At 35.8% G+C, this 26,112-nt stretch carries 26 protein-coding genes, 3 pseudogenes and 1 other annotated feature; of the genes and pseudogenes, 21 read left to right on the forward strand and 8 right to left on the reverse strand.

Annotated features, from left to right (window positions below):
• Window positions 1-4: 4 nt before the first annotated feature.
• The 10 genes and pseudogenes from RT412_RS08985 to RT412_RS09030 all read left to right on the forward strand — a co-directional run.
• Entirely contained in the window at window positions 5-670 is a 666-nt protein-coding gene (locus RT412_RS08985; RefSeq protein WP_313340175.1) for a response regulator transcription factor, read from the forward strand.
• Between the two features lies 1 nt (window position 671).
• Window positions 672-1,760, forward strand: coding sequence for a HAMP domain-containing sensor histidine kinase (locus RT412_RS08990; RefSeq protein WP_313340176.1), 1,089 nt, complete (start codon window positions 672-674; stop codon window positions 1,758-1,760).
• A 141-nt stretch (window positions 1,761-1,901) separates the two neighbouring features.
• A complete protein-coding gene (locus RT412_RS08995; RefSeq protein WP_313340178.1) occupies window positions 1,902-2,054 on the forward strand; it encodes a hypothetical protein in 153 nt (50 codons plus the stop codon).
• A complete protein-coding gene (locus RT412_RS09000) occupies window positions 2,051-2,896 on the forward strand; it encodes an ABC transporter ATP-binding protein (protein ID WP_313340180.1) in 846 nt (281 codons plus the stop codon). Before RT412_RS08995 ends, RT412_RS09000 begins: the two co-directional genes overlap by 4 nt.
• A complete protein-coding gene (locus tag RT412_RS09005) occupies window positions 2,896-3,888 on the forward strand; it encodes an ABC transporter permease (protein WP_313340182.1) in 993 nt (330 codons plus the stop codon). The genes RT412_RS09000 and RT412_RS09005 overlap by 1 nt, the downstream gene beginning before the upstream one ends.
• Before the next feature lies 1 nt (window position 3,889).
• Window positions 3,890-4,924, forward strand: coding sequence for an ABC transporter permease (locus RT412_RS09010; RefSeq protein WP_313340184.1), 1,035 nt, complete (start codon window positions 3,890-3,892; stop codon window positions 4,922-4,924).
• A gap of 370 nt (window positions 4,925-5,294) precedes the next feature.
• Window positions 5,295-6,209 carry a YafY family protein gene (locus RT412_RS09015; protein ID WP_313340188.1) on the forward strand — a complete coding sequence of 305 codons (915 nt, stop codon included), beginning with the start codon at window positions 5,295-5,297 and terminating at the stop codon, window positions 6,207-6,209.
• A gap of 99 nt (window positions 6,210-6,308) precedes the next feature.
• Window positions 6,309-6,719, forward strand: coding sequence for a pyridoxamine 5'-phosphate oxidase family protein (locus RT412_RS09020; protein WP_313340190.1), 411 nt, complete (start codon window positions 6,309-6,311; stop codon window positions 6,717-6,719).
• Window positions 6,720-6,729: 10 nt separating this feature from the next.
• Window positions 6,730-7,425 carry a hypothetical protein gene (locus RT412_RS09025; RefSeq protein ID WP_313340191.1) on the forward strand — a complete coding sequence of 232 codons (696 nt, stop codon included), beginning with the start codon at window positions 6,730-6,732 and terminating at the stop codon, window positions 7,423-7,425.
• 45 nt (window positions 7,426-7,470) lie between these two features.
• Window positions 7,471-8,379: pseudogene (locus RT412_RS09030) on the forward strand (TRC40/GET3/ArsA family transport-energizing ATPase); the annotation flags it as partial.
• On the opposite strand, the pseudogene RT412_RS09035 reads toward RT412_RS09030, so the two are convergent.
• From RT412_RS09035 to zupT, 5 genes and pseudogenes are all read right to left on the reverse strand, one after another.
• A pseudogene (locus tag RT412_RS09035) lies at window positions 8,364-8,711 on the reverse strand (RNA polymerase sigma factor); the annotation flags it as partial. The pseudogenes RT412_RS09030 and RT412_RS09035 sit on opposite strands and share 16 nt — an antisense overlap.
• Before the next feature lie 115 nt (window positions 8,712-8,826).
• Window positions 8,827-9,300, reverse strand: a complete 474-nt coding sequence (locus tag RT412_RS09040) for a helix-turn-helix transcriptional regulator (RefSeq protein ID WP_313340193.1) — start codon at window positions 9,298-9,300, stop codon at window positions 8,827-8,829.
• Window positions 9,301-9,442: 142 nt separating this feature from the next.
• On the reverse strand, window positions 9,443-10,108 hold the full coding sequence (locus RT412_RS09045) for an SDR family NAD(P)-dependent oxidoreductase (protein ID WP_313340195.1): 666 nt from the start codon (window positions 10,106-10,108) through the stop codon (window positions 9,443-9,445).
• Window positions 10,109-10,291: 183 nt separating this feature from the next.
• On the reverse strand, window positions 10,292-11,536 hold the full coding sequence (locus RT412_RS09050) for a hemolysin family protein (RefSeq protein WP_313340199.1): 1,245 nt from the start codon (window positions 11,534-11,536) through the stop codon (window positions 10,292-10,294).
• Window positions 11,537-11,666: 130 nt separating this feature from the next.
• A complete protein-coding gene (gene zupT, locus RT412_RS09055; protein WP_313340201.1) occupies window positions 11,667-12,473 on the reverse strand; it encodes a zinc transporter ZupT in 807 nt (268 codons plus the stop codon).
• Window positions 12,474-12,701: 228 nt separating this feature from the next.
• Between zupT and RT412_RS09060 the strand changes: the two genes are divergently transcribed.
• The 11 genes from RT412_RS09060 to RT412_RS09110 all read left to right on the forward strand — a co-directional run bounded on the left by RT412_RS09060 (window position 12,702) and on the right by RT412_RS09110 (window position 24,444).
• Entirely contained in the window at window positions 12,702-14,228 is a 1,527-nt protein-coding gene (locus RT412_RS09060) for a sensor domain-containing diguanylate cyclase (protein ID WP_313340203.1), read from the forward strand.
• Window positions 14,229-14,367: 139 nt separating this feature from the next.
• Window positions 14,368-14,880, forward strand: a complete 513-nt coding sequence (locus tag RT412_RS09065) for a hypothetical protein (RefSeq protein ID WP_313340205.1) — start codon at window positions 14,368-14,370, stop codon at window positions 14,878-14,880.
• A 1-nt stretch (window position 14,881) separates the two neighbouring features.
• Window positions 14,882-16,285, forward strand: coding sequence for an MBOAT family O-acyltransferase (locus RT412_RS09070; protein WP_313340207.1), 1,404 nt, complete (start codon window positions 14,882-14,884; stop codon window positions 16,283-16,285).
• 12 nt (window positions 16,286-16,297) lie between these two features.
• Window positions 16,298-17,401: a DHHW family protein gene (locus RT412_RS09075; RefSeq protein ID WP_313340209.1), complete on the forward strand. Its 1,104-nt coding sequence runs from the start codon at window positions 16,298-16,300 to the stop codon at window positions 17,399-17,401.
• Window positions 17,402-17,555: 154 nt separating this feature from the next.
• Window positions 17,556-17,888, forward strand: coding sequence for a helix-turn-helix transcriptional regulator (locus RT412_RS09080; RefSeq protein ID WP_313340211.1), 333 nt, complete (start codon window positions 17,556-17,558; stop codon window positions 17,886-17,888).
• A complete protein-coding gene (locus RT412_RS09085; protein WP_313340213.1) occupies window positions 17,878-19,251 on the forward strand; it encodes a DUF2812 domain-containing protein in 1,374 nt (457 codons plus the stop codon). The genes RT412_RS09080 and RT412_RS09085 overlap by 11 nt, the downstream gene beginning before the upstream one ends.
• Window positions 19,252-19,357: 106 nt before the next feature.
• Window positions 19,358-20,332 carry a tocopherol cyclase family protein gene (locus RT412_RS09090; RefSeq protein WP_313340215.1) on the forward strand — a complete coding sequence of 325 codons (975 nt, stop codon included), beginning with the start codon at window positions 19,358-19,360 and terminating at the stop codon, window positions 20,330-20,332.
• A gap of 77 nt (window positions 20,333-20,409) precedes the next feature.
• Window positions 20,410-20,655, forward strand: a binding site (T-box leader).
• Between the two features lie 66 nt (window positions 20,656-20,721).
• Complete coding sequence (locus RT412_RS09095; RefSeq protein WP_313340217.1) at window positions 20,722-21,582, forward strand: transporter substrate-binding domain-containing protein; 861 nt, start codon at window positions 20,722-20,724, stop codon at window positions 21,580-21,582.
• Window positions 21,583-21,605: 23 nt separating this feature from the next.
• A complete protein-coding gene (locus RT412_RS09100; protein ID WP_313340219.1) occupies window positions 21,606-22,271 on the forward strand; it encodes an amino acid ABC transporter permease in 666 nt (221 codons plus the stop codon).
• Window positions 22,261-22,998 carry an amino acid ABC transporter ATP-binding protein gene (locus RT412_RS09105; protein WP_313340221.1) on the forward strand — a complete coding sequence of 246 codons (738 nt, stop codon included), beginning with the start codon at window positions 22,261-22,263 and terminating at the stop codon, window positions 22,996-22,998. Before RT412_RS09100 ends, RT412_RS09105 begins: the two co-directional genes overlap by 11 nt.
• Before the next feature lie 9 nt (window positions 22,999-23,007).
• Window positions 23,008-24,444: an amidohydrolase gene (locus tag RT412_RS09110; RefSeq protein WP_313340223.1), complete on the forward strand. Its 1,437-nt coding sequence runs from the start codon at window positions 23,008-23,010 to the stop codon at window positions 24,442-24,444.
• Between the two features lie 81 nt (window positions 24,445-24,525).
• Here the strand turns inward: RT412_RS09110 and RT412_RS09115 are convergent, their stop codons facing one another.
• The 3 genes and pseudogenes from RT412_RS09115 to RT412_RS09125 all read right to left on the reverse strand — a co-directional run.
• The gene (locus tag RT412_RS09115) at window positions 24,526-25,209 is read right to left on the reverse strand and encodes a flavin reductase (RefSeq protein WP_313340225.1); all 684 of its coding nucleotides are present in this window, start codon (window positions 25,207-25,209) and stop codon (window positions 24,526-24,528) included.
• Window positions 25,210-25,279: 70 nt separating this feature from the next.
• Window positions 25,280-25,540: a WYL domain-containing protein gene (locus RT412_RS09120; RefSeq protein WP_313340227.1), complete on the reverse strand. Its 261-nt coding sequence runs from the start codon at window positions 25,538-25,540 to the stop codon at window positions 25,280-25,282.
• Window positions 25,506-25,649: pseudogene (locus tag RT412_RS09125) on the reverse strand (HTH domain-containing protein); the annotation flags it as partial. The pseudogene RT412_RS09125 and the gene RT412_RS09120, both read right to left, overlap by 35 nt.
• Between the last annotated feature and the right edge of the window lie 463 nt (window positions 25,650-26,112).

Consider the following 26,112-nt stretch of genomic DNA (forward strand, 5'->3'; position numbering starts at 1 on the left):
ATATATGGCTGTTATTTTAGTGGCAGAAGATGAAAGAAGCATGCAGGATATTATTGTGGAATATATGAGGCGAGGCGGTCATTCCTGCATTACAGCAGACGATGGAATAGACGCTGTAACGATATTAAAAAACAATCCTGTCGATTTAGCGATTTTAGATATTATGATGCCGCACCTGGACGGTTTTTCAGTCTGCAAGTTGGCAAGGGAAATGTATAATCTTCCTATCATATTTCTCACGGCAAAGGGGGACGAGGAGGACAAATTAAAGGGATATGAATATGGTGCGGACGATTATATGACAAAGCCTTTCAGCCCAAAAGTATTGCTGGCAAAAGTAAACGCTTTACTGCGTCGTTCTTCCATTACTGCCCCGCATAACACTTTAAATGCCGGGGAGATTGTTCTGATTCCATCATCACATATGGTTATTGCAGGCGGCAATGACGTTGAATTGACGCATAAAGAGTTTGAATTGCTACACTTCTTTATGAAAAACAGAAATCAAGTGTTTTCAAGGGAACAGCTCTTAAATCGTATTTGGGGATATGATTTTGAGGGAAATACCCGGACGGTAGATACCCATATAAAAACGCTGCGGCAGAAGTTAGGCGATGAAGGTCGGCGTATTGTAACGCTGATCCGTTCCGGCTATAAGTTTGAGGTGTGAAATGGAAAAGAAGAATATAATATTCGGACTGGGTACAGTCAGAAAGAAAGTCTTTTTACTATCAAAATTGGTCGGCGGCATAATGATACTGTTTTATTTGTTCGCGGAAGAATTGCCGGTCAGCCGGAACAGTGCATTTTGGATATGGTTCCTGCTGCTTATTATTGTTGTAACCGGGGTCGATGTAATGCTCGGTCATTTTATATCAAAGCCGCTCAATTCCATCAACGATACGGCGGAGAAAATGGCGCAATTAGACTTTTCCGCACATTGCGAAATAAAAACAAATGATGAATTTGGTGAGTTAGCTCACAGCTTGAACGTTATGTTTGCCAGTCTTCAGGAAGCACTAAAAAAGCTGGAAATAGCCAATACACAGCTTAAAAAAGACGTTGCACAGGAGCGTTTACTGCTCGCACAAAGAAAAGAATTGGTTGATAGTTTGTCTCATGAGATGAAAACTCCTATAGGCATTATTCGCGCTTATACAGAGGGATTAAAAGATGAAACGGACGAGACAAAAAAACAGCAGTATATGGATGTGATTCTGTCCGCAACAGAGCACATGAACAGCATGATTGTATCTTTGTTGGATTTATCTGCATTGGAAGCGGGGGCAATAAAATTATCGGAAGAACGATTCGACTTTATAGAGCTTGTTGAAACGGTAGCAGGGCGTTTACTTATAGATACACCAAACGCAAATTATCATTTCAGCTATGAATTACCCGAAGAAAAAATCTATATCCATGCCGATGAACACCGCATTGAACAAGTGCTTGATAATTTAATTGAAAACGCCAAAAAGAATGTAAGCACTGCGGGCGAAATACGGTTGGTTGTAACCCAAGAAAAAAATATGCTTCGGTTTTCTATTTATAATCAAGGGAAATTGATACCTGAAAAAGATTTACCGAAAATATGGATGAAATTTTATCGCGGAGAAAGTTCCCAAAGCAACAGTCGCAGCGGCTCCGGCTTGGGACTTGCCATAGTGGCCCAAGTCCTGTCAATGTATAAAGCCGATTATGGAGTACAAAACTTGCAGAACGGAGTTAAATTTTATTTTCAATTCCCAACAACAGCCTGATGATAAACCAATAGAAATGCCTTGCTTCCCGTCTTGGGGTGGCAAGGCATTTTATATTTCACGCCGATTTCACAGCATCCACACTTCGATTTCAATGCGTTTTTATAAATTGATTATACCAAAAAAAGGAGGATGATTTTTATGTTTTTAGGATTGGATTGGTATTGGTGGCTTCTTCTCATTGCCCTGTTGCTTATATCCATACCGTTTAAGTTCAAGTTTATGAAATGGTGGGAAAAACGACAGCAAAGCAAAAAAAGCAGCCTAAAAGATAAGTGGGGCGATGATGTATGATAAAAGTCAAGGACTTAACTTTTTCTTATCAAAAGAACAAGCAAACTTTACACGGGCTGACTTTTTCGGTATCAGGTGGCGAGATTTTTGGGTTTTTAGGACCAAACGGCTCCGGTAAATCTACAACGCAGAAAATTTTGACAGGCATACTGAACGGACACGGGGGTGAAGTGCGCCTTTTCAATCAATCCCCCGCTGTTAAGCAAAAAGAGTTTCAAGAAAAAATCGGCGTATTGTTTGAGTTTCCGTATCTCTATACCAATTTAAGTGCACTGGATAATCTAAACTATTTTGCATCATTTTATCCCGTGAAAAAACGTCGTGACATCTATGAATTGTTAGAAATACTGGACTTCAAAAAGGACTATCTGAAAAAACCTGTTTCCTCATACTCAAAAGGAATGCGTCAACGTGTCAGCATGGCGAGGGCACTTCTCAACAATCCACGGCTTTTGTTTTTAGACGAACCGACAAGCGGACTTGATCCGTCGGGTGCGGTGCTGTTCCGAAAAATTATTGAGGAAGAAAAGAAAAAAGGGACTACTGTATTTTTAACCACCCATAACATGATGGATGCTGATTTATTGTGTGACCGGGTGGCCTTTATTGCAGATGGGGAGATCAAGGCGTTGGATACGCCGAAGAAGCTTAAAGAGAAAAACAGCAATCATCAGGTGGAAATTGATTATCTGTATCAAGGAAAGCGTACCACCGTAACAATCGAGATGGCCGAACTGGGTGTGGGTATCCCGTTCTCGCATGACGAGATTATCAGTATCCATTCAAAAGAACCAACTTTGGAGGATATGTTTATCCATTATACAGGGAGGGGGTTATCTTAATGTGGTACAGTTTCCCCTCCATACTAAAAAAAGATTTCAAACTGATGTTGTCAGGCAAGTTCCTTTTGCTTGCCCTCGGCTCTCTTATTCTGTACTCCTGCTATATCAACTTTGTCTATATCAAATTAGATCAGGATATTTATCCCGTTTATCTTTACGACCCAATGAAAACACAGACCGGAGTATCTTCCGAAGTCACAAAGGTTGATACCATAGAAGACTTACAGGCGCAATGCTCCGATAGCTATTCCGTTGGTATCGATGTTTCGAGCAGCGAGCCGGAAGTTATCATGGTCACATCGGGGATAACCAGTACCGATCATTATCGTGCTGCCTATGCGCTTTCCCTGCTGTCACCGGAGAGCAGCTACACTGCAGAGCTTATTGGGCAAAATGATAAAGAAATGAAAAACCGACGTGAAATTACCTGTGAATTCTTATTTTTTGAATTGGCTGCGGTCGGCTTTTTAGGCTTGGCATCTATACTATTCAAAGAAAAGCAGATGGGAGTCATTCGTGTGCATGGCATACTCCCTGTGAATAAATCTGTCTTTATCATTTCAAAGCTATGTCTGTTCCTGCTATCCGATCTCGTTTTTACCTGCTTACTCACCGTTATAAATATAGGCATATCGGCAGGATTAAATGTTTTACCTGCTGTTTTAGTTCAAGCTGGAATACTGTCCTTAATTATGGCTCTGGCAGGCTTCTTCTGTGCTGTACAACTGCCCGACTTCAAACAGTTTTCTTTGCTGTATCTTGTGCTTGCAATCTTTATTTCAACACCTGTCTTTCTGGCAGGGCAGACGAGTATTGATTGGAACTGGATAAATTATCATCCCATGTATCACCTGTTTATGGGAATGAAAAACGCGTATTTTGCGACCTCGTCCGCTGGTGGCAGTTATTATTTTGCCTGTGCGTTGGTAATTGTATTGCTGTTCCTGCTTGTACACCGGGCGCTTACTCGTGAGATGGCAAAGGAGGGATAACATGAAAGGCATTAAATATCAACTTAAAAACATACGCAGAGATAAAATGTGTATCCTTTCCTTTTTGTTGCCTGTAATCGTGGGCTTGGCGATTAACATGCTTTCAGGAGTGAGTTTTTCTTCTTTAAGCGAAACATCCTTTGGTATCGTGAAAAATGATCTTTCCGATCAGTCCGTCGCTTGGCTGCAAAGTAATGGAAGGGTAGCAGAGTTTGAAAATGCGGACGAACTAAAAGCTGCCGTACTTGATCCCGCTTCTCAAATGATTGGGGTTCTACGCGATGAAAACGGGATAAAAACATTTTTGTCCGGCGATGAACTGCAAATGAACATGATTATCGGGAACACACTTCCAAAACTCTATGCTGAACGTGAAGCAGCATCCTCCAAAATAACAATTATCCCTGCCGTAAATAGCAACGAGGAGATTAAATTGCTGCTGATTGCCATAACGATGGTTACTGCTATGTTTATGGGCTGTACATTTAACGCCATGAGTATGATCGGAGAAAAGGAAGATGGCATAGCTTTAATCAATGAAGTGCTGCCTATGACAAGAACGGACTTTATTGCGCAAAAAGTTTTTTTAGGGTTTAGTGGTGGCGCTTTAGCTGCCATTCTAACAGCTTTCACCTGCATGAGAGTTGAGGCAGGACATATCTTTCCGTTGTTACTGATTATCATATTGTCTGCTTTTATTGCGGCATTGGCTGGATTATTTATAGGGCATTTTGCAAATGGTCTGATGGGAGGCATCACTTACATCAAAATCGTAATGATTTTATTCATAGCTCCCCCAATCCTATTCTACTTGGTAGTTCCGGCAGGAAGCGCCCTACGTTTGTTATCGTATCTTCTGCCGTCCAGCGCGACTTTCTATGGGCTGATGGATATGTTAAACGGACAGGTGCAAAATATCGGAATAAGTATTATCGCATTGTTGACGCATTGCATTATATGGCTTTTACTGTTCTTTATTGTGGAAAACCGCAGGCATAAAAAAGCAAATAGTCACCGCTTTAGCGGTAGCGAGTAGAAATATGCGGTTGGCAAACTATTCAGTGAGCGGTTTGTTTTATGTCAGGAAAGAAGATATATAGCACAGAATTAAAGCTTGGATAAAAATGTGTGGATATTGATATGATAGTCGGTTTTTAGTATAATTGTAATAGTAACGATAGATAGTTTAGGAGGATATACTTCTACTGAGTATGCAGATTGAAAGTAAAGATATATTCTTATATGCTACTGTAAGTAAGACAAAGATACAAAAAGCGCAAAGCTCTTCTTCAGGTTCAAGTACTCACAGATCATCATCAGGTCGCTCCCACGGAGGCTCAAGAGGAAAGTTTAAGGGAATTTTATCTAATTAAAAAAATGATATTAAAGGAAATAGCGAGGTAATTATGAAAATTGACCGCTTATTAGGAATAATAACAATATTATTGCAATGTAATAAGACAACTGCTCCGGAGCTCGCAAAAAGGTTTGAAGTATCATGTAGGACAATACATAGAGATATTGATGATATATGTAAAGCAGGTATACCCATCATTACTTATCAGGGAGCTAATGGAGGAATTTCTATTGCTGATGGTTACAAGCTTGATAAAAATGTATTAACTGTTGATGAACTCCAAAGTATTATAACCGGATTAAAAAGCCTCGGCAGTGTGTCTGACACTGCAAGAATCGAAAGGTTGATAAGCAAGTTATCACCTAAAAGTGAAGCAGTCGTTTCGATAAAGGATAGCATACTCATTGACCTTTCATCACATTATAAATCCAGCCTGTCAGAAAAGATTACCCTGCTAAAGACAGCTATATATGAGAATAAGTTAGTGAGCTTCGATTATTATTCAGAAAAAGGACAATCAGAACGAACAATCGAACCATATTTTTTGACATTTAAATGGACATCGTGGTATGTGTTTGGTTACTGCAGAGATAAAAATGACTATCGACTTTTTAAACTCAATCGTTTATGGAGTCATAGAATTATTAATGACACATTTGCTCCAAGAGAAATACCAATTAAAGAACTTGATTTTGATGTTTACTTTGCAGATGAAAACAAAATCACCATTATATTTGATAAATCTTTAGAATACCGTCTGATTGAAGAATATGGACCTGAATGTTATGAAGTAATGGAGGATGGAAATCTGAAATTCTCAGCAGGATATACAAACAAAGACTATATATTGTCCTGGGTTCTTGGATTTGGAGATAAAGCAAGAGTTGTTGAACCAATAGATATGGCAAAAGAAATAAAAGAAAAGGCAAAAAAAATTATTACAAATTATGAACATGACATATAGTTGTCATGTTCGGTATGATAAGATAGAGTAAAACGTAATCCTTTATGCGTAAGAAAAGAAATTCTAAAAAGATTTGTGAAAGAAAGGGAGAGGAATTATATGAGAAATGAAATGATTTTAAAAGCAGAAGCTATAATGAAGAATGCAACTGATGCAACAATAGCTAAAATTGATGACAATGGATATCCAAGAGCTTCAACAATTTCCAATATTAAAACGGATGGAGTAAAAACAGTATGGTTTTCTACCGGATTGTCATCGCATAAGGTTAAGTTTTTTAAGCTTAATAATAAAGCAAGTGTATGTTATTGTGATGGAGAAAACAATATCACGCTTATAGGTGCTATTGAGATTTTATCTGATCCTGAACTGAAAAAACAATTATGGTTGGACTGGTTTATTAATCACTTTTCCGGCGGAGTGACAGATCCCAATTATTGTATTTTAAAATTTACTACGAATAGCGCCTTTTTTTGGATAGATAATCAGTATGAAGAGGTAGTGTTTTAGGGAGGGTAATATGACACAATTATTAAAATATGATGACTTTTTAAGCAGAGTGGATAGTCTTGGATTCATGTCGCTATCAAGTATTTTGCCGGGATTTCCGTCTCTTTCAGATGAAACTGCTGAGGAGAATTGGCACACAGGAGATCCTGAAACTGATCCATGGGTATGGAAAGACAGGGCTGCAAAAGAAAAGCGACTGGCATTTGGTTGTATTCTTGGAGGACACAAAGGCTTTGTATCTGCTGATATGTATTCCTTGTTTTACACTGCTTTTCATCCATATGAACATATAGAAGAGAGAAGAGCTTCAGGGGAAGTAAGCGAAACAGTGTGGAAGCTATGGCAGATTTTTGAAGAAAAGACCCTGCTGAATACCAGTGATATAAGACGTGAGATGGGGGTTACATTAAAAAAAGGCGGCAGTAAAGTAGACAAAGCCATTGAAGAGTTGCAGCAATATTATTATATTACTGTTTCAGGAAGCAGGCAAAAGATTGATAAATATGGAAAGCCTTATGGATGGCCTGCGAACGTATATGACAAGGTAGAAAACTGGGTTCCATCTGAATGGATGAAGCTTGACACTGACATTAGCCCTGAATATGCAAGAGAGATTATACTTGACAAAGCGGTCTCTATTTCTCAAAATGTAAGTCGCAAAGAATTGGCTAAAGTTCTTGGTATAAAACCAAGGAAGAGTTTCTGAACAAGCCGATAGATAGAAGTAATAGTTCAAGTGTGTTACATGAAGGAAAATCATCAGGAAGTTTGGATTGCAGTAGTCATACACGAGGTTGAACAAGGATGGGGTAAAGTTCAACAATACCTTACAGAGCTTTTTACTGCTAAATCAGTAAAAGACATTACTACTGAAGAATTGACTATATTTCCGGGCATGGAGGACTTGTTAAGCTTATTGAGAATTCTTAATTACTATAAGGAAGAAACATTTGATGTTATTATCATCGATTGTGCTCCTACTGGTGAGACGCTTTCATTATTAAGTTTTCCTGAAATGCTCCGTTGGTGGATGGAAAAATTGTTTCCAATGAAAAGAAAGGCAATTAAAGTTGTTAAACCAGTTGTAGAACCTCTGCTGGGGATTCCTATGCCATCTGATGGAGTTATGGGAGAGATTGATAAAATATACAATCAACTTGATGAAATGAGACAAATACTTGCCGACAGAGATGTTACAAGTATCAGAATCGTTGTTAATCCGGAAAAAATGGTAATTAAAGAAGCTCAGAGAAGTTTTACCTATTTGAATATTTATGATTTTAATGTTGATGCTATTATAGTTAACAGAGTGATACCAGAAAATGTAACAGATGAATATTTTAAAGGATGGAAAGAAATTCAGAAAAAATACAAAAGCATGATTATAGAGAGTTTTACACCTGTACCTGTTTATTATGCTCCACTTTTTGAAAATGAAGTAGTTGGACTTGATATGCTTCAAAGAATGAGTAAAGAAATTTTTGGAAGTGAAAATCCTATTGAAATAAAATATAATAATAGAACTCAGGAAATAAAAAAAGATGGTAGCGAGTACATTTTTTCTATCTATATGCCTTTTACTGATAAAAAAGACTTATCACTTAATCAAAAGGGTGATGAGCTGATTATAAAAATGAACAACTATAGTTCCCCGATTTCCCGCTGTGTGTAATCCCCAAAAAAGTAAAGGAAAATGATTTCCCGGTTCTTCTCCGGCAAAGATAACAGGGCGGCGGCAAGTTCTCCATTGGTGAGGATAACTGTCTGACCGCATATCGTAATGGGGTATTCTTCGTAGGGTGCTTCAAAATATTCATCTGTTGTGCCTAAAGGGTAAAACTTTTCTTCTGTGAGGTATTCAAGGGATATTTCTTTTTGCCGCCGTCTGCTCCTGTCACGCCATGCAGTTATAGCCGCAAAGCGTATGACGGTCTTGCAATAGCCATTGAAAGTATACATAATGTGTTCTCTGTATGCTTCTGTACAAGGCATAAACGATTCCCCCTTTCTCCCACATTGGGCGTTGCATGATTTACAGTTGCAATTTATAATTCAGAGGGGCGGCAGCTCATTAGGCTGTCGCCCCTTGACTATCTGCCAATGAAAATCAGTTTTTCTGTCTATTAGTAAAACTCTTTGCCCAAATAACTATAACGATTGCAGTTGCAACGAAAAACTCTGCAAAAATTATAGGTTTCCCCCATACTTCCCATTCTAAAGAGAAAAAGAAGTAATGTCCTACAAAGAATGCCGCAAAGAATACTAAATAAATTGCAACTGAATACAAAATATTTTTATAAGTTTTTGTGCGTGTTTGCTCCCTGCTTAACAGTTGCTTTTGCTGCTGTTCCAGCATATCTGCCTTAACTGATAATTCATCTATTTCTGACGGTTTCAACAGATAATCCAGTGTAACATTAAATGCTTTGCTCAATTCAACAATCTTCTCTACTTCGGGTATAACTTGCCCACTTTCCCATTTTGAGATAGACTGCCTTGAAACATTTAGCTGCTCGGCTAATTGTTCCTGCGTCAAATCTCTGCCTTTGCGTAACGCTATAAGTTTTTCTGAAAATTCCATATGTGTTCCTCCTTTAATTTTTGTGCTTCAATCCTACCAAAAACCTCATTTGCACTCTATCAAGACAGCTTTACATTTTGATTACAAATAGTGGAATTTGCGGGCTTTTTGTAAATCTTAACTATCGTTTTATCAAACGCATTTATTTCATCATGGTTATGGTAAGGCTATTCGTTACTCCAACAGGCAAAATCTTTGAGAAAAATATTAAAAGTTTATTATATATACCCGGAATAACTAACCTTTTCCCTTTCATCAACTTGGGGTAAGCTATTTCTACTACGCTATCCGGCTTCATTACTGCATATTTGAATAGCAGAGTATCTTGTATATTTGCTTTTGCCGCAAATTCTGTTTCCGTTGCTCCGGGACAAAGTGAAGTTATTTTTATACCTGTCCTTTTAAACTCTCCATAAAGAGCATTAGAGAACGACATTATATATGCTTTTGTCGCTGAATATACTGCATCTGACGGAGAGGGTATAAATGAACCTGTTGAACCAACATTAACTACTCGCCCATAGTTATTCTTTTTCATCATGGGCAAAATACGTTTTGTAAGTTGTGTAACAAATCGAATATGTAAATCAATCATTTTCATTTCCTGCTCCATATCTGTATCAGTGAACAACCCACATTCATTAAAACCAGCATTATTTACAAGAAAATCAACAGATACTTGCCAATTATTTAGCTTCTCAAAAATCAAATCAACTGCATTTGATTGTGTTAATTCGCAAGCAATATATTTTACTGATACATGATATTGGCTTTGTAAATCATTTTGCTGTCTTTTTAGCTTTTCCATGTGCTGTGAATAGAGTTATCCATGATTCCATAGCCTGTTATGCACATTTCCATAATGCTTGTCTTTTGTTCTTTGGTTTCTATGGTTCGGAATAGTGTGGTGCTGGCGGTCTATCTTCTGTTTTCTGTTGCTTGCTTCTTTACCGTACATGAGCATTATTATTGGGAATGTTATAAGGAAAAATCATTTTATTTCTATTAATAATCTGTCTATTTTGTTTCTGCCCTTATCTTCTACTATAAACTTTATACTATTTATTTCGATGAATTCGCCTTTTTCAGGGAATCTATTAAATTTTTCTGTTATGTATCCACCTATGGTATTAACATATTTTGATTGAAGATTTATTCCTAAATATTTATTAAGTTTTTCTATTCTTAATTCACCGTCAACTAAATATTTTTTATCGCTGATTTGTTCAAAATGATTAGAATGTTCATCTAATTCATCAACTATATCACCGATTATTTCTTCAACTAAATCTTCAGTTGTTACAATTCCTTCAGTTCCGGCATATTCATTTAATATTATGGCCATTGAGATTTTGTTTTTTTGCATAGACGAAAATAATTTAGTAATATTGTTATTTTCATAGGTATAAAAAACTTCTCTGATATAATCATCTATTTTAAAAGGAATATTTACATCATAATGGAACAAGTCTTTTACATATAGCATACCAATAATGTTATCAATGTCTTCTTTATAAACCGGAATTCTTGAATACTGTTCCTTAGCAAATACATCTCTAATTTCATCATATGAACTATCATAGTTTATTGCAACTATATCTTGTCTTTTAGTCATTATATCTTTAGTCTTAAGACTATTAAATACGAATACATTTTCTATCATTTCTTTTTCATTTAGTTCAATAATACCTTCTTCATGACTAACATCAACCATAGTTTTTAATTCTTCTTCTGTTATAAGAGGTTTATTACCATCATCCTTACCAATGATTAGCTTAATAATTAAGTCAGTTAATTTATTAAATATATATATAATTGGATTTAGTGTCTTAATGATTATTGTAATAGGTTTTGAAACCTTAAACGAAGTGTTTTCTGGATTATTTGCAGCCAATGATTTTGGGGTTATTTCTCCAAAAATTAATACTAAGACTGTCATTGTTGCAGTAGCAATTCCTACGCCTGCTGCTCCGAAAAAATCTATAGCTAATTTAGTAGCGAGTGCTGACGCTCCAATATTAACAATATTATTTCCTATTAAAATTCCGCTCAAAAGTTTATTTGAATTATTTATTAATTTTTCTACCGTCTTTGCGCCTTTTATATTGTTTTCCACCATATGTCTTAGCCTAATTTTACTAATAGACATAAGGGCTGTTTCAGAAGCTGAAAAAAATGATGAACAAGATAACAAAAAAATTAAAAGCAGTATCTGTATCGTGGCATTGCCATCCATAAATATAAACTCTCCATAACATATATTTTAATTGTAAGCATACATTAAATAATGTGTAATTACAAGTAATTTTATAATAAAAAATACAGAGCATGCTTTATAAGCTATGTTCTGTATTTTGTTATAAATGTTAAATAAATAATAATAAACTTACAGCCATTACTGCCATACCGCTTACAAGCCCGTATATTGAAAGATGGTGTTCACCATACTCCTGTGCTGAGGGAAGAAGCTCATCCAAGGATATGAATACCATTATTCCGGCTACAGAAGCGAAAATCAATCCAAATACAAGGTCGTTGATGAAAGGCATCAGTATTAAATATCCTATTAATGCCCCTATAGGTTCTGAAAGACCTGACAGGAAGGAGTAAAGAAAAGCTTTTTTTCTATCTCCCGTAGCATAGTAAACGGGAACCGATACCGCAATTCCTTCAGGTATGTTGTGAATAGCTATTGCAACGGCAATCGGAATAGCTATTGTTGGTTCCTGAAGCGCGGATATAAATGTGGCAAGACCTTCAGGGAAATTGTGAATACCGACAGCAAGCGCCGTAAATGTTCCCATTCTTAAAAGTTTAGGATCATTTGCTTTGACATCGTAATCTTTGATATCTTCAACTTTATACATATCATGAGGATTTTCACCGCTTGGAATGAACTTGTCAATGAGTGCAATAAAAAGCATGCCTGCGAAAAATGCAGCTACCGTCACCCATGATCCGGTTTTTAATCCAAGCTCTGCAGTAAGGGAATCCTTTGCCTTAACGAATATTTCTACCATAGAAACGTAAATCATTACACCTGCTGAAAAGCCTAAGCTGATAGATAGAAATTTAGTGTTGGTCTTCTTCGTAAAGAAGGCAAGGGCACTGCCTATACCTGTAGACAGACCTGCAAAAAGTGTCAATCCGAATGCGAATAAAACATTGTTCATTTATCGTCCTCCTTAATTATTACTGTACGTTATGTTTAATATATGCTGTATGTAAGGGAAATCTAACATTAAAATATAATCAGTATTAATACATTATATAAGGTTCAAATAGAACTGTAAAGTAGAAATAAGTTGACATAATTTTCACGTTATTTTAAGATTAATAATAGTTTTTAAGGGTAGAATACCATAAGGGTATAGGGGGTAACAGGATAAAGAGGAAATATTATGAAATTAAAAAACAGGTATAGAATAGAAACATTCATAGCAGCTATTGCAATATGTTTAATAGTTATATATCTACATCTCCTATCTCATGAATGGACACAAAAGATATATTTAGAGCAAACTGAAAAAACTATTATAGATTTAAAAAAGGCATATCTGAAAGATACGGTAAATAATATATTTTTGGAAATTGATAGTTTAAGAGACACTAAGTACAATGATTACAAGAGAAATACAGAAGCAAGGCAAAGACGGTTTCGGGAAGAGTTAGATTTAACAGATGAAGAGTTTATAGAGTTTTTCACGTACAGATTTAATGATGATACAAATTCAACGATATGGACTGCCTTTTTATGGGATAATGGTACAGAAGAGATTTTATATGATTCTTCCGGATTAGATATGGATATAGACAGTACCGTGGAAAATTTAAAATTAGTATTGTCTCCGTATGCCACTATTAGTAAAGGCAGTATAGAAGGTATTTTTGGAGTTAGCAAAGCATATATAGATGAAATTGTAAAAGCGGAAGCTGGAGCTTTAATAAGAAGCAGAGAGTTTTCAAATGATTCCTATATATGGGTAAATGAGGTTATTAACTATGAAGGTGGGAAAGATTATGCTATTCGGAGGGTTCACCCTAATCTAAGGGAAACAGAGGGAACGTACTTATCTACAGATATGGAAGACATTAACGGTAATCTGCCTTATTTGGAAGAATTAGAAGGCATAAAGAAAGACGGAGAGCTATTTTTTACCTATTACTTTAAAGAATTAAACAGCTCCCGGATATCTGAGAAGATTACATATGCAAAACTATATAAGGACTATGATTGGATTATAGCAATGGGTGTTCATTTAGATGAAATAGATGCTTATACAGAAAAAGTAAACAGTGAAATTGATTCTTTATCCAGTGATTCTATAATAAAGTTATTAGGATATATTTTTGTAGTTTTATTATTAGGCTTTGTAATACTTTATTTAATTGGAAATAAACACCTGTTAACTTCAACTAAATCCTTAGAAAAAGAAATCAATATAGATACATTGACTAAGGCATCAAGCAGGAGAAGCGGGGAAATAAATCTAAATTCTTTTTTTAAGCAATTTAAGCAAACAGGAGAAGGCCCGGCTATTATGATGATGGATATTGATGATTATAAGCATATAAATGATAAATATGGTCATCATGTAGGAGATATGGTACTCACAGAAATTGTCGATGCAATATATCATATAATAAGAAATTCCGATCAACTGATCCGTTGGGGCGGAGATGAATTTGTAGGCATTTTTCCGGGGTTACGAGAAGAACATATAATAGAATTTGGTGAAAAGCTATTAGAGGGAATTTCTTCGTTAGAGGTTTTAGTAGGAAATGAAACTATAAGTATAACAGCTTCAATAGGTTTTTCTTATTTTAAAGATACGGATATTGACTACAGTGATGCCCTGAAAAGAGCAGATGAGGCGTTATATTTATCAAAAGAACAAGGCAAAAATAGTGTTAATATGTTGTTATAAAGATGGTGTTAGCACAGCAAGTTTTGTGCCGATAAAATTCATTGGTATTTTTTTCATACTCCTTTTTTGGAACAATATTGATACAGAGTCGTCTAATGTACTATGAAGTGCATGCATAATTACTTAAAAGGAGAATTTTATGAAAAAAATACATTTAATAATATTGACATTAATTATGGTAATTAGTTTTACTGCATGTCAATCAAAAGACGTGGATACAGATCCAATTAAAAATAGCAATCTGGAGGGAAATCTTGAGAGTATATTAGACAAGATATATGAAACAGCTGATATTAGTGATTCCTTTAGAGATTTCATTAAAGACGGATTGCAAACAACAGAAATTACAGCAGAAAATGCCGGTTATTTTTTAGGTAAGGATGATATAGAGTTTGAGTCAGCAATAGCATCTGAACCTATTATGTCAGCATCTGCTTATTCTTTATGTTTAGTAAGGGTTAAAGAAGGCGCAGATATTGAAAAGATAAAAGCAGAAATTAAAGAAAATACTGATCCTATGAAATGGGTATGTGTTGGGGTAGACCCTAATAATGTTATAGTTGATAATATTGGAGATGTTATAGTTTTAATAATGAGTGATGATGTTGGAAGTGCTTTACACGATGCATTTTTAAATTTAAAGGAAAAATAAAATGTTATTTTCAAGTATTAGCTTTATATACTACTTCTTGCCAATGGTTTTAATGCTATACTTTATGGTGCCTTTTAGATTTAAGAATTGCATCTTACTGATTTCAAGTTTATTTTTCTACTTTTACGGAGAGCCGATATATTCAGTTTTGATATTGATATCATCATTATCGGCATATCTTCATGGATTGTGGATTGATAAGCTAAGAAAGAGCAGATATGCGAAATTACCGCTTATCTGCTCAATTATTTTCAGTGTAGGTATCTTATTATATTTCAAGTATGCAGACTTCTTTATTGAAAATATAAATTGGTTATTCGGTTTTGAAATTAGTCCCTTAAAAATAGTGTTGCCTATTGGAATCAGTTTTTATACTTTTCAAATATTATCTTATACCATAGATGTTTATAATGGTAATGCAAAGGTACAGAATAATTTCTTTAATTTTGCTGCTTACGTAACTTTGTTCCCGCAGCTTATAGCAGGACCTATAGTAAGATATACTGCGGTTGAGCAGGAGTTATCACAGCGCAAACACACTTTTGCTAATTTTTCTTATGGTGTTAATCGCTTTATAGTGGGATTGTCAAAAAAGGTTCTGATTGCCAATACCCTGGGGGAATTAGGGAAAATTTTTTATAACCTGCAGGAGAGCACGCTCTTATTTTATTGGATTGCTGCCATATCATTTATGCTGCAAATATATTATGATTTTTCCGGTTACAGCGATATGGCTATAGGGTTGGGACGTATTTTCGGATTTCATTTTCTTGAGAATTTTAATTACCCTTACATTTCCAAAAGTATTTCTGAGTTTTGGAGAAGGTGGCATATATCCCTCGGTACATGGTTCAGAGATTATGTGTATATACCTATGGGCGGAAATCGTGTAGGTACAGTTAAGTGGATAAGAAATATATTTGTTGTATGGTTTTTAACCGGTTTTTGGCATGGTGCTAATTGGAACTTTGTTATTTGGGGACTATACTTTGGGATTTTCTTAATTATAGAAAAGATTTTTCTTAATGGAATTTTAAATAAATTGCCGGCGATTGCAGGGCATATATACACTCTGTTCTTTGTGATAATTAGCTTTGTAATATTCAATACAAATAACATGTCTGAGTGTATCGAGTACATTAAGGGGATGTTCGGTGCCTTAAACATACCGTTTTCAAGTGCCGAAACGGAATATTATTTAAGAAGCTATGGACTGACATTTGTTATTGCTGCTTTCGGAGCAACTCCATTAACCGTGAAGGTCATTAATAAGATAAAATATAGTAAAAAAGGCGAACATATTTTAAATATATTAGAACCTGTTGTCTTAGTGTCAATGCTTTTATTAGTTACCGGTTACTTGGTTGACGGTTCCTTTAATCCATTTTTGTATTTTAGGTTTTAAGAGGGTGTCAATATGAAAAATAATATAAAGAATATAGTTGTATCTGCTGCTTTTATTATGATAGTATTTGCCTTTATGTTAGCCAATATTGTAATACCGGATAAAGAATTTTCCTATAGTGAAAGGCGCCGGCTTATAACAATCCCTGATTTCTCGGCAGATAAGCTTTTAAGGGGTGAATTGGCTGATGAATATGAAAAATATATATTAGATCAGTTTGTATTTCGTGATGCTTTCAGGAGGTTGAAAGCTTTTGGGAAATATTATTTATTTAATCAACAAGACAATAATAATATTTATATTATAAATGGAATTATTGAGAAAATGGAATACAAATTAAACGAAAAATCAGTATTAAATGCAGCTGGCAAATTAAATGAAATATATGAAAAGTATTTAGCAGGTAAAAATGTAAGCTATGCAATAATCCCGGGTAAGGGTCATTATATAGCCGCTCAAAACGGATATTTGACAATAGATTATGACAGATTAGCAGAGCTTATGATGCAAAACATAAGAAACATGAAATATATTGATTTGTCTGAATCATTAACAATAGAAGATTATTACAAGACCGATATCCACTGGAGGCAGGAAAAGATTATTAAAATTGCTGATTTACTTATGAAAGAATCAGGAAACGATGTAAAAGCTTCTGATTCCGAATATATTCAGCATAAGCTTTATCCGTTCTACGGTTCATATTACGGACATGCGACTCTTAAGCTAAAGCCGGATGATATGTTCTATTTAACTAATAAAACAATTGAAAATGCTGTTGTATTTGATTATCAAAGCAACAGTAACAGCAAGGTTTATGCAGAAGATTTATTTAACGGTACAGATTCTTATGATGTCTTTTTATCAGGTGCAAAGCCATTGATTACTATTTACAATGAAGATTGCAAAAGCAATAAAGAACTGTTGTTATTCCGCGATTCCTTCGGAAGCAGCATAGCTCCTTTAATGCTTGAAGGATACTCTAAAATTACTTTAATTGATTTAAGATATATAGCAACTGATTTATTGGAAAAATATATAGATTTCTCACAGAATCAGGATGTGCTGTTTTTATACAACACACAAATTTTAAACAACAGCTCTATGTTAAAATAAACTAAGATATAAAGAAAACCGTGCTTCATTCTAAAAGCACGGTTTTCTTTATGCGAGCCCTAACCAAAAAAATATTGACATAAAAACAAAATAATAGTACTATATTGATAATAGATATATCGAATATAGATATAGTTGTTTTGGAGATGATGCTATGGCGAGAGAACAATTAAAAACCTTAACGGAACAAATGTATTACATTCTTCTGGCATTAACGGAGCATCAGCACGGCTACGGAATCATGCAGGAGGTCGACAGACGCACGGTTGGCAGAGTAAGGATAGGTGCGGGCACCTTGTACAGTCTTTTATCCAGATTTGAGGAGGAGGATATTATAGTACAGGTTGCTGAAGAAGACAGAAGAAAAATATACACCTTGACAGATAAGGGATTAAATATTTTAAGAGATGAGCATAAAAGATTAAAACAGTTAGTTTCAGACGGTAATGATATCTTGGAAGGGGGAGTGAGGACAGATGAAGAATAAAACTAAGCGTGTATTTTGGGGATTCTTTTCTCTTGATTACAAGGCTATGGCAGAATATCTTGAGGAGATGGCAGAAAAGGGCTGGATGCTGGAGAAGGTTGGACGAATTACAGCTAAGTTTAGAGCCATAGAGCCACGGAAACTTAAATTCTATGTAGATGTATTTAAAGAAGGCGGGCCGCTTACTCCGGAAGAAACCGAAGAATCGGAGGAATACAGGAAGCTGTGTCAGGAGTCGGGATGGACATTTATAACATCACAGGATTATTTACAGTTTTTCTATGCAGACGGAGACAGCGAGCCGGTTCCCATTCAAACAGATGAAGAAATTGAACAAAAAATTGTTGAGCTTACGTTATGGAAAAGTGAATTACTTGGGATATTTATACTTTCGCTAATTGCCGTCTGGGTATTTTTTAGACTTTTTCCTATAAGTGATACGAATCTTATAAGCTTTACAGGATTTACGGGAACATTTTTATTTCCTGTACTTTACACGTTTTCTGCAATTCCCGCGGTATATAGCATAATCCGGATTATAAAAGCCAGAAAAAATATCAAGCGTGGATTACCTATCGAAAAGCCTACCTTAAAAAGTGCGAGAAGGCGTATAATGGCATTTCATGTCCCGGTGCGGCTTATTGCATTATTTTATGTACTGTCAATTATTGGTGACGCATTTTTCAGACCCGATATTGTATCAATGGCTCTGTTAGGACCGGGTGTCGGTTTAACTATAGGGTTTGGATTAAGATATATTATAAAGAAAAAATCAATCAAGAAAGAGAACAGTGTGCTGTATGTGATAATTGCTATGATTATTGCAGTTGTATTCATAAATATAGTAGGTCCATTTGTGTTGGAAAAGAATGAAGAAATATACATAACAGACTCCATACCTAAGGGCTATCCCGCGGTTTCAATTGAGGAGATATTGAATACACAGCATGGCAGCTCGATTCAAAGGGAATTTAAGCCCGGCATGAGCCCTGTTACTCCAAAGTATTATGAATATTTTGAGAAAAGTGAAGTAAATGGTTCTGTAAAGCGTATGAGAATTAAATATTATAAGACAATAGCTCCATACTTTGCCGAGATAATATTTAACGGAATAACTAACGATATAGAAAAAGGATTTAAGTGGCATGGAATGACTATATTTAATAGAACCATTATCACGGATGATGAGCTGAAGAGCTTATGGGATGCAGATAACTTGGCTCTGACAGAGGAGAGGGATGAAATTACAATCCAAAAAGGAAACACAGTGCTGCATTTGTCAGGAGACATAGATTTTAATGACAGACAAACGAGAGAATTAATGATTGAGAGATTTTTTTCAGATGTTCAATTGAAGAACTAAAAGTTATCAAGAATCTGATAATTATTTTTTTAAACTGCCTTGAAATTATTAATAATTGATGATACTTTAATTCAAATTAATATTTAACTGAAGGCTGGATAATAAAATGGTATTAAAGTATAAGAAGAATCCTCTGATATTTCAAGGCAAAAAGAAAGATGAAAAATATTTCGAGGGATGGTATTTTAAACACGTATCATATGATTTAAAAAATATAATCAGTATTATACCGGGAATTTCGAAAAATGATGCGGATTCCCATGCATTTATTCAAATTATTATTTCTAAAAAATTTGATGGTGAAACACTAAATACCCAATATTATAAATTCTCAATAGGTGATTTTAAATATACCGATGAACCCTTTTGTTTGACAATAAGAAATAATATATTTACTAACGAAGGCATAGAGCTTAATCTTACAAATGATGAATACTTAATCACAGGAAGTATTAAATTTTCTGAATTTACTAAAATCAACAGAACTATATTGTCACCTGATGCAATGGGGTATTTTTCATACCTGCCCTTTATGGAATGTTATCATGATATTATAAGCATGGATCATAATTTAAAAGGTTCTATATCAGTTAATAACAAGGTTATTGATTTTAATGAAGGTAAAGGTTACATAGAAAAAGACTGGGGTACATCATTTCCAAAAGAATACATATGGCTTCAATCCAATCATTTTGATGATACAGACGCAAGTATTATGTTTTCACTTGCTCATATACCGTTTCTTGGCGCTTCTTTTCAGGGATTTATTTGTAACTTGTCGTTTAATGGTCATGAGTACAGATTTGCAACCTATAACAACAGCAAGATAGTAAAAGCAAACTATTCGGAAAGCTTATTGGAGCTTGTTATTGTCAAGGGAGCATATGAGCTTTTAATTAATTCGGTTATCTGTCGGGACTCAGGGTCATTAAAGGCACCAATTAATGGAGCAATGGACATAATAATAAAAGAAGGATTAACAGGTTCAGCAGATATAAGGTTATTAAAAAACTCAAAAATTCTGTTTGAGGGAAAAGGCGATCCATGTGCTATTGAAGTTATGATGCAGGGTTTAAGATAATAAAAATATTTTTCAGAAGGTATTGACAAAGTAAAATAACTGTGTTATTTTTATAAAAATTATTAAACATTAATAAAAATAAAGCTGAGATAAGAAATAGTAGATACATCGTGTTTTTTAGAGAGTGTGCGGTTGGTGAAAGCACATAAATATTTTGTATTGAACACATCTTTGAGCTAATCGATGAAACCTTTTGGAAGTAGTTGGATTCGGGAACTCGCACCCGTTACAGTGCAAAAGTATGATAGTACTTTTTGAGGTTGATACTGCGAAGTATCAATAAAAAGAGGTGGAACCACGTGATTAATACTCTCGTCCTCTAAGGAAACTTAGAGAACGGGAGTTTTTTTATGGCAAAGCCCATTATTGAAAAACAGGAGGAGATTATTATGAAAAAATTTTTTAAGATGGTTTTGGTTATGTTTGTATTTACAGTAACATTAGTTTTGTCAAGCGGCTGTACAAAGAAAGCAGCAAACGAAACGAGTATTAATCGCTTAGAGGAAATAATCAGCAGAGGGTACATAGAAGTGGTTACAGAGCCATATTTTGCGCCGAATGAGTTTATTGACCCGTTCAAAAGCGGCAGCGAGCAATATGTAGGCAGCGATATAGAATTGGCAAAGTATATTGCAGAAAAATTAGGAGTGGAGTTAAAAATTATTCCTTTGGAATTCACAGCAGTTTTAAGCAGTATTACGGAAGGTAAGTATGATTTAGCTATTTCTGCTTTAGCATATACACCCGCCAGAGCGGAAGCGATGATTATGTCAAAGGGATACTACTTTGCAGAGAATGCACCCGGATATGGTCTGCTGATCAGAAAAGAGGATGCGGATAAAATAAGAAATGCTGAGGATTTAGCTGACAAAACAGTAGTTGCACAAAGCGGATCGTTACAGGAGTTATTTGTAAACGAACAGATACCTGAGTATAAAGAGTTTAAGAGGGTATCTGCCACAACGGACGGGATATTGATGGTTGAGGAAAAAAAGGCAGATTCATGTGTTGTTTCCATACCGATGGCCCAATTATATATAGATGCAAACACGGGGAGCGGTCTGGCAATAGTAGAAAATTTTGAATTTGAAGTGGATAAAGAATTAAGCGGGACAAGAATAGGAATGCCGTCAGGTGAAGATGAGCTTGCTGAAAAAATCAATGAAATTATAGATGAAGTAGTAAGCTCGGGACAATATGAACAATGGTATGAAGAATATACCGAGTATGCAAAAAAATTAGGCTTATAATTATGAAGGGTTAAGGTGAGGGTATGATTGAAACAGTGATAATGCTATGGAATAAGTACAACTATGTATATGTTGACGGATTGATTGGAACTCTGTGGCTTGCTGCATTGACGGTATTTGCGGCAACCATATTGGGAACGGTTATAGCCATTATGAAATTATCAAAAATTAAGATACTGGATTTAATTACATCTGCATATATAGGCGTACTTAGAGGCACACCCATACTTTTGCAGCTATATTTCTTTTGGTTAGTACTACCTAAAGCAGTACCAATCAATTTAAGTGATACAGCATGCATTATAATTGCACTGATCGTAAATGCAAGTTCCTATGTGGCAGAAGTTATACGGGCAGGTATACAAGCAGTTGATAAAGGTCAGGTTGAAGCTGCAAGAAGTCTGGGATTATCAAGTACAAATACAATGAAAAAAATTGTTCTTCCTCAGGCTGTTAAAAATATACTTCCTGCGCTGGGAAATGAATATATATCAATGGTCAAGCAAACATCTCTGGCATCGGTGTTTTTTGTACAGGAGCTTATGACATCCTACAGGACTGTTCAATCAGCAACCTTTCTGGCAATACCCTCATTAATAATTGCCGGCATAATTTATCTGATAGTAACGACGGTATTGACCAAAGGGTTAAGTGTGTTTGAAAGGAGGCTCCAAGCCAATGAAAGCTAAAGAATTAATAAGGGTTGAGGGCTTGAATAAATCCTTTGGAGATCTGAAGGTACTGAACAACATAACAGAGAGTATATACGACGGAGAGGTTGTTTCCATTATAGGACCGTCGGGAAGCGGGAAAAGTACATTTTTAAGATGCTTGAATTTGTTGGAAAGGCCAACAAGCGGCAAGGTTTATTTTGAAGGAGTAGATTTAGCTGACAAAAAAATTGACTTAGACAAGCACAGGCAAAAAATCGGTATGGTATTTCAGCTTTTTAATGTTTTTCCGCACCTGAAGGTTATAGATAATATCACCTTAACTCCTGTACTTGAAAGGAAAATGAAGAAGGAAGAAGCAGAAAAGAAAGCTGAAGAGCTTCTGGAACGAGTCGGATTGACAGATAAGAGAGATGTTTATCCCACAAAGCTGTCGGGCGGTCAAAAGCAGCGTCTGGCAATTGTAAGAGCGTTAGCTATGGATCCTAAGGTAATGTTGTTTGATGAGCCCACCAGCGCATTAGATCCGGAAATGGTAAAGGAAGTTTTGGAGGTTATCAGGGTCTTGGCTTTATTGGGAATGACCATAGTTATAGTTACTCATGAAATGGGATTCGCAAAAGAAGTAAGTGACAGAGTCATGTTTATGGCCGACGGTATTATAGAGGAACAGGGAACTCCGGATGAGATTTTTAACAATCCGAAAAATCTTAGAACAATAGAATTTTTAAGTAAGGTATTATAGGGGGTTATTATGAATGAATTAAAATCTATAGAAGAAATACTTAAAAAAAAGAAAGAAAAAATAATTGATGTCAGCGACAGGATATGGGAGTTTTCAGAGCTTCCGTATAATGAGTATAAATCTTTTAATCTTTTGACAGAAGTTTTGGAAGATGAAGGTTTTATAATAAATAGAGGTGTGGCAGATATGCCTACCGCATTTACGGCAAGCTTCGGAAACGGGAAGCCGGTGTTTGGTTTTTTAGGTGAATATGATGCACTTGATAAATTAAGTCAAGCAGCGGGATGTACAGAAAGAACTCCGGTTATGGAAGGAAAACCCGGACATGGATGCGGTCATAATGTTTTGGGTGCAGGCTCTTTGGGTGCTGCCTTAGTTACAAAAGAATATTTAGCTGCCAATAAATTAAATGGAACTGTTATTTATTTTGGTTGTCCTGCAGAAGAAGGAGCAGGCTCAAAACAATTTATGGTCAGAGATGGACTTTTTGATGATGTTGATTTCGTATATACCTGGCATCCGTCTGCTATTAATCAGGTGCAATCTGATAGGACGGTTGCAATTATGGGTGCTAATTTTAAATTCAAAGGCCTGACTTCTCATGCGGGTGGGTCTCCTCATATTGGGAGGAGCGCTCTTGATGCGGCAGAACTAATGAGTGTGGGGGTTAATTATTTAAGAGAACATATAATTGACCAGGCGAGAATACATTACGCCTATGTGGATGCAGGTGGAGTTTCTCCTAATGTTGTACAGGACAGAACTTTAATAAAATATGAAGTTCGTTCTCCAAAGGTGGCTCAGGTAAAGGAATTGTTTGAAAGAGTTGTAAAGGTAGCGAAGGGAGCTGCTCTTATGACAGAAACGGAGGTTGACTATGAAATAACGATGGCATTTTCTGATTATATACCCAATGCTGCCTTGGCAGAGGTTGCCGATGAAGCATTTAAGGAAGTGGGCGCTCCAAAGTGGGATGAAGAGGATTATAAATTAGCAAAAGCATATTTATTCAGCTATAATGACTCAACAATAGAATCAATAAAAGAATATATAATAGAAGAATATGGTGAAGAACGCATGGATGAAATATTGGATAAGCCATTGGACTCTGAAGTTCATCCATACGATGGGAATAACATTAAATATGTATCAGGCTCTACAGATGTGGGAGACGTATGCTATGCTGTGCCAACTATTAATTTCAATGTTGCAACCGCTTGTATAGGCAATATAGGGCATACATGGCAAATGACCGGACAGTCTAAAAGCCAGATTGCATACAAGGGTCTGCTTACAGTTGTAAAGGTTATGGTATTATCTGCAATTAAGACAATGCAAAATCCTGAGGTAATTACAAAAGCTAAAAATCTTGTATTAAAACAAAATGGGGGAGCTTATGAATGCCCTTTGCCTGACAGCGTAAAACCGCCTATCGGGAAGTATTAATATCATATACCAATCAATTATGAAATTGCATAGATGTATACAAACATTTAATGATATTTTTTATTATCACGAAGCTAATGCTTATTTCGTAATCCACTCAAGGGGAGCGCCCGGTTCCAATGTTCCGTAAGTTATTGGCGTGGTTTCTCCTGTTTCTGGATTGGTCGGTTGGTCAATTTGATATAAATATCCATTTTTTCCGTATCTGCCATGCTTACTTTGGTCGTAGCGTTCGCTATCCATACAAATGTTGACGGCTTTCAATGCAACCGCCACTTCTTTGCTTCCCTCGAAAAGCTCATGTTCCCATAAAAACTCACATTCGATATTCAAAAAACACTCTTTGATTCGCGGCGCATTAACCTTTGAGGCTTTCTCCGCCGTTAAACCGGAGGCGGTGATTTCGTCTGTTTCAAACTGATTGTTGCCAATCGTTTTAATACAGCGGCCATAAATGTCGTTTGAGGGGAAATTTAACACGCACACCCTCGTTTCTTTCAGTGATTGATACATATGCCCGCCTTTATCGACTTTTCCCATGATACAGATGAAGTTGTCAGCTCCGCTGCCCGCAAAGGTAGACCAAGAATGCAGACAGGCGTTTTCTTTACCGTTCGATTTCCAACCTGTAACGACGAATACCAACGACGGCATGGCTGTCACAAAATCATACCATGACATATTGCCACAGGCTTCCAAGTATTGCTTAGTTTCATATCCGGCAAGTCTCTCCGGCCTTTCAAAAATAGAAATTTCCTTTTTCATAATGAATTCCTCTCTTTTATTTTAATCTACATATATAGTAACAAATGTAATACGACAACAGTATGTCATATTACTTATATTGAGCTAATATATTTTTTGCATTTAGGCAAACTTCATCGACTAACTCAATAGGTTCTATAACCTTTACGGCATCCCCGTAACTTAGTATCCATTGGAGTAAGTAATTACGATTTGTGAAAGTGTTTTCAAATAGTAATTTGCCGGATTGATTATCAAATGTTATACATTCCGGACCATATTCATCAATCAGTCTATATTTTACACTCGTGTCAAAAAGGGCTACCAGCTTTACATATATTATCAATATCATGCTGGATAGTCCTGCATGAAACCTCAAATCGCTCTGCTAATTGCGAAATTGTTACTTTTTCCTTTTGCAAAAGGATTGTAATGATACCGATTAGACGATCTATTTTCATATGCTCACCTCTATACCATTATAACATAGGAATAGGACATATGTATGTCTTGTTTCTTTTTACCCTTTTTCAGCCCTTCCGCAAAACGGCAAGCAGGGCAAGTGTACACACACTTGCACATTTTGAGGATTTTCACTTGCGGCAAAATCCTCAAAATTGCTTGTTCGGGAGCCTCCCCAAACCCGGCTAATGTTGCGTCATTTCGCTGTCGCTCATTCCTTATTTTTGACTGTTCACTTTTGCCATGCGTTCCCGTATGACGGCTAATTCTTCATGCGTTACCATGATATGAAGCCGCAAATTGCGTTCTCTTTTCGGCATAATATTTGCCCTCCTATTCAAATATTTCTCTCTACTTATCAGGATACAAAACAAAAAACAAGCGTATCGCCCACAAAGAACGATACACTTGTTTTTGACATTTCACTTAGCAGACGCCCATTAACAGTTTAAGTTTCCATAC

Origin of the sequence: Sedimentibacter sp. (genome assembly GCF_032080165.1) — a bacterium.
Classification (GTDB): domain Bacteria; phylum Bacillota; class Clostridia; order Tissierellales; family Sedimentibacteraceae; genus Sedimentibacter.